Source organism: Nocardiopsis lucentensis DSM 44048 (genome assembly GCF_000341125.1).
Taxonomy (GTDB): Bacteria; Actinomycetota; Actinomycetes; order Streptosporangiales; family Streptosporangiaceae; genus Nocardiopsis; species Nocardiopsis lucentensis.
In genome coordinates, this window is the sequence record NZ_ANBC01000433.1 from 1270 (window position 1) to 6364 (window position 5095).

The window sequence follows — 5095 nt, forward strand, 5'->3', positions numbered from 1 at the left end:
CGAGCGGGAGCGGGCGCGCGAACTGCGCCTCACCTCCCTGGAGCTGTACGCCGACCTGTCCTTACGGGACGGCCGTCCCGAGCCCACCCTCATCGCGGAGCTGGCCGAGCAGACCGGGCTCCACCCCCTGCGGGAGTCGCTGCACGGCGGGCTCATCCGTCTGCTGCACGCCTCCGGACGGTCCGCGGAGGCGCTGGACGCCTACGAGCGGCTGCGCCGACGGCTCGCCGAGGAACTGGGGTGCGACCCCCAACCGGAGGTCCAGGAGCTGCACCGGCGGATCCTGAGCGAACAGCACGAGGCGGCCGCACAGCCCGCCGGTCCCCCCGCGGCACCGGCCGAACACCCCACTCCCCCGGCCGAGCGCTCCTCCGCGGCCGGGACCGGACCGGTCGAGGAGAGGCCGTCGGCCCCGGCCCCGGTCCCTCCGCGGAGACGGCGGCCCCGCCTTCCCGGGTGGGCCCACACGACGGTCGGCGCCGTCGCCGGATCCGCCCTCACCCTGGCGGTCACGCAGTTCACCGGCTTCGGGGACACCGAACCCTCCGACACTCGGCTCTCTCCCTCCCCGACGGAACCCGCCGAACCGGCGGCGGTGGAGACCATCCGCCCGATCCCCGGGGACGCCTCGCGCTTCGACGTGGACATCACCATCCCCGACGGCACCCCGGTGAGCCCGGGTGAGGAGTTCATCAAGACCTGGCAGCTGACCAACACGGGGCTGATCCCGTGGCGGGACCGGTACATGTCCCGGCAGAGCGGTGGCGAGGGGAGCTGCACCTCCGACGAGCGGGTCCCCGTTCCCGACACCGAGCCCAGGGAACCGGCCGTGATCAGCGTCGCCGTCACCGCCGGCACCGAACCCGGCCGATGCCACGTCGTGTGGAAGATGACGGACGCCGACGGCATGCTCTACTACCCCAACATGACGGGGATCTTCTACGAGGTGGTGGTCGTCGACGACGACGCCCCGCGCTGACCGCCGCCGAAACGGCGAAGCACCCCGGGCACGGGCCCCGCCAGGGCGAGGAGACGGGAAAGGCGGGGACCGTCGCGGCAGCTCACCCACCCGTGTCGCGGAAATCCGAGAAACGGGAGAAACAATCGCCCACCCCCTCTCCCCACCAGCCCCGCGCGTTTCGAACCCGCACGCGTGTGCGAATGTCCGCTTCTCCCCTTCCCCCTCATCGGTAAAATCGCGAAAAGTGGAGATTGCTCATTTATTGATCAACGGGGGTAAGTGTGCGCTCTGACCGGAGCGGTATCCGGTTTCGGCTGCTCGGACCGGTCGAGGTGGTCAAGGACGGCGAACCCCTCCATGCCGGTGGACCAAAGCGACGCACCGTCCTGGCGGCGCTCCTCCTCCAGCCCGGCACGGTGGTCGGCGACGACCGTCTGGTCGACCTGCTGTGGGGCTTGGATCCTCCGCGCAACGCCCGCGGCCAGCTCCAGGTACACGTACACCACCTGCGCGGGCTCCTGGGAGCGCGGACCATCGTCCGGCGCCCCTCCGGCTACGAGATCACCGTCGATCCCGCCTCGACCGACCTCGGTGAGTTCGACCGGCTTCTCACCCAGGCCCGATCCGACCGAGCCGCGGGGCGACTCGACGCCGCGCTCACCTCCCTGAACGTGGCCGCGTCGCTGTGGTCGGATCCGCCCCTGGCCGGTGTCACCCCGTCCCTCGCCGACTCCGCGCGTCCCTGGCTGGAGGAGCGGCGCCTGTCGGCCCTGGAGGAGATCCACGAACTCCAGATCGCCACCGGCCGCCACCTGGAGGCCGTCGGCGGGCTGCGCCGGACGCTGTCGCTCCACCCCGCCCGGGAGACGGTCGCCGAGAGCCTGATGCGCGCACTCCACGCCTGCGGCCGGACGCCGGAAGCCCTGGAGGTCTACACCGGCCTGCGCGACCACCTGGTGGAGGAACTCGGCATCGAACCGGGTCCGCGTCTGCGACGGCTCCAACAGAGGCTGCTGCGCGGTGAGGCGGTCCAGGAGCCGGAACCGACACCCGCGTCCGCCTCCCCCGTGCGCCCCGCCGAGCTGCCGTACGACGTCCCCGGCTTCGTGGCCCGAACGGCCGAACTGGCCGAACTCGACGCCATCCTGGACGGCTCCCGCGACGCCAACGCGATCGCGTGCGTCACCGGGATCGCCGGGGTGGGAAAGAGCGCTCTGGCCGTGCGCTGGAGCCACACCGTCCGGGAGTCGTTCCCCGACGGCCAACTCCACGTGGACCTGCACGGATCGGGAGAACAGCCGGTCCACCCGCACGACGCTCTCCGCCACCTCCTGCACAGCCTGGGCGCGGACCACCGGTTCCTGCCCGACGACGTCGAGGGGCTGGCCAAGCTCTACCGTTCGATGGCCGCGGACCGGCGCCTGCTCCTGCTGGTCGACGACGCCGCGACCGCCGAACAGGTCACGCCGCTGCTGCCCTGCGGCCGGGGCAGCATGGTCCTGGTGACCAGCCGGCGCGACCTGAGCGGTCTCGTGGCGCGGCACGGGGCGCGGCGCGTCCGCCTCGACGTGCTGAGTCCGCAGGAGTCGGTCCGACTCCTGCGGTCGGTCACCGGCGCCCTGTCCGGACGGCCGGAGGCCGAGGCGGAGATCGGCGAGCGCTGCGGACACCTGCCCCTGGCGCTGCGTCTGGCCGCCGCCAACATCAGCACCCGGAGCTGGGACGTCGCCGAGGCGCTGAACGCCCTCCAGGGGGCCGACCGGTTCTCCTTCCTCTCCGGAGACGGCGGTTCCGGCGGTGTGGCGGCGGCCTTCTCCGGCACCTACCGGTCACTGCCAGCGGACGTGGCCCGGCTCTTCCGGCTGCTGGGAACGGTTCCCCTGCGATCGGTCACGTACCAGACCGCGGCGGCCGTCGCCGACATGTCCCCGGACCTGGCCGCGGACGGGCTCCGCGAACTGAACTCCCACCACCTGGTCGAACGCGGCCCCGGTGGCCGGTACCGTTTCCAGCACCTCGTGCGGGCCCACGCCGCCGAGCTCGCGTCGGACCGGGAGAGGGAGTCGGTCGCGCACCGGCTGCTGGCCCACTACCAGGACGCGGTCGACCGGTCCGAGCCGCGCCTGTGGGAGGAGTGCGGGAACATCACCGCGACCGTCGTCCACGCCCGTGAGCACGGCCGACCCGAGGAGGTGGTGCGCCTCGTCCGGGCGCTGTCCCCCCTGATCCGGGACGGCGGCCCGCACACCGCGTGGCTGACCACCGCACGGGCCGGGTTGGACTGCGCCCGAAGGTGCGCGGACCCGGAGGCGGAGGCCGCCATGCACGTGCTCCTGGGCGAGGCCCACCTGCGGTTCGGTCCCACCACGCAGGCGCTGGAGTCCTTCACGGCGGCGCTCGACGCGCACCGGGGGCCCGGGGCGAACCGGACCCGGGCCCGTGCCCTGCTCGGGTCGGGCAGGGCCGCCGCCCACCAGGGCGACCTCACCGGGGCGGTCCCGGTCCTCGGGCGGGCGTGGCGGACGGCCGAGGACATCGGCTGGCGGTCCGGGTCGGCGGCCGCGATGGGGCATCTGGGGGCGATCCTCGGGTGGATGGGGCAGGTGGAGGAGGGACACCAAAAGCTCGCCCGGTCGATCGAGGCGTGCCGCGAGTCGGGTTCCGGCCCCCTGCTCCACTGGTTGCTGTGCGAGATGAGCTGGAACCGCCGGGCCCTGGGCGACCCGGACACGGCGTGGAGGGACGCCGGGGAGGCGCTGGAGATCGCCGAGGGGATCGGCAGCCCGACGTCGCGTGCGGTCGCCCTCGCCGGTCTGGCCCAGGTGCTGTGCGACGCCGACGACCCGGCCGCGGCGCTCGCCCACGCCGGGAGGGCGACGCGGGCGGCGGAGGAGTCGGGGACGCCGTGGGCCGTGACGGCCGCGCTCAACGCCCGGGGGCGCGCCGAACTGTCGGTCGGTCGGCACGCCGACGCCGACGCGCTGTTCACCGACTCCCTGCGGCACCAGGTACGGGACGGGCTGCACTGGCATTCGATCGAGGCTCTGATCGGCCGCGCCGCGGCCTGCGCCGGGCTGGACCGGGACGAGCGCGCCGCCTGGTTCGCCGAACAGGCGCGGACGGTGGCGGACCGACACGGTTACGCCCTCCTGAGGGCCCGGGCCGCCGACCAGCTGGCCGAACTGCGCGCCCGCTCGGACAGGACCACGATCACGCCCTGACGGCTCTGTCCCGGGTCTCTGGGGACGGGCACGGGAGGCGCGGGCTCCGGCGCGGGGCACCGAGGAGCGGACCTTCCGGGCCGACTGCCGGTCGGGACCGCTCTCGGGAGGGCCCGGTCACTCCCCGTCCCCGGCGAGTACGGCCTCGGCGTTGCGCGCGTAGGCCGTGTTCGCGTCGCGGATCCTCTCCAGCTCCGCGGCGTGGTCCTCGATCATGGACCGTTGGATCTCGCCCTCGACGGCTGTCCAGGTGTCGAGCAGACCGGTCTCGTACTTGCAGTGGACGTCGTCGACGGCGGTCTTCCGCTCGGCCCCTGGGATCTCCGGGGCGTCGAGGTTCCAGCGTTCGTCCTCCATCGCCGACCACACGTCGGCGTAGGAGTGGCCCCGGCCGGCCATACAGGAGCTCCACTCCCCCATCGCCGCCTCGACGTCGGGATGCCTCTCCGATTCGTCCAGCGAGTCCCAGTCCAACGTCGTGAACAGCTCGTAGTCGGCGTCCTCGTCGGCTCCGCGGGACAGTTCCGCGACGGCGAGGTCGAGACAGCCGGACCCCTCACCCTCGCCAGGGCCCTCGTAGGCGGCGACCGCGTCCTCGTCCGCCAGCAACGTCCGACGCTCGTCGAGGACCCGCTCGTCCTCCGGGGACGGTGGCGGGTGGTAGCCGAACTCCCCGGCCACGTCGGGGTCGACCACTCCGTAGCGGCGCCGGTGGGGGCGTTGGTCCTCAGCCGCCGTCCCCTCCTCCACCACCGGCCAGTCGAATCCCGTCTCCTTCATACAGGTGCGGACCAGCAGATTCTGTGCGCGGAGGTAGTTCGCCTCCTCCTCGGGTCCAAGGCGGTAGGCGTCGATGGGAAGCTCGACAGCCAGTGCCGCAGCCTGTTCTTCGAGGTTGACGCCATCGGCGGGC

Annotated in this window: 3 protein-coding genes (1 of these 3 cut by a window edge); 2 read left to right on the forward strand and 1 reads right to left on the reverse strand. The window is 73.2% G+C overall.

The features are described 5' to 3' along the window. Both D471_RS0115260 and D471_RS37670 read left to right on the forward strand, forming a co-directional pair. Nucleotides 1–979, forward strand: partial view of a BTAD domain-containing putative transcriptional regulator gene (locus D471_RS0115260; protein ID WP_017599417.1) — the 3' portion only. 401 nt of this gene lie to the left of the window's left edge; only the last 979 of its 1380 coding nucleotides appear in the window; the start codon falls outside the window, past its left edge; it ends in the stop codon at nucleotides 977–979. Between the two features lie 263 nt (nucleotides 980–1242). Further along, a complete protein-coding gene (locus D471_RS37670) occupies nucleotides 1243–4182 on the forward strand; it encodes an AfsR/SARP family transcriptional regulator (protein WP_017599418.1) in 2940 nt (979 codons plus the stop codon). A gap of 117 nt (nucleotides 4183–4299) precedes the next feature. Here D471_RS37670 and D471_RS40225 read toward each other — a convergent pair. Next, nucleotides 4300–5095 (reverse strand): hypothetical protein (locus D471_RS40225; protein ID WP_017599419.1); only part of this gene is annotated, 796 nt, incomplete at its 5' end.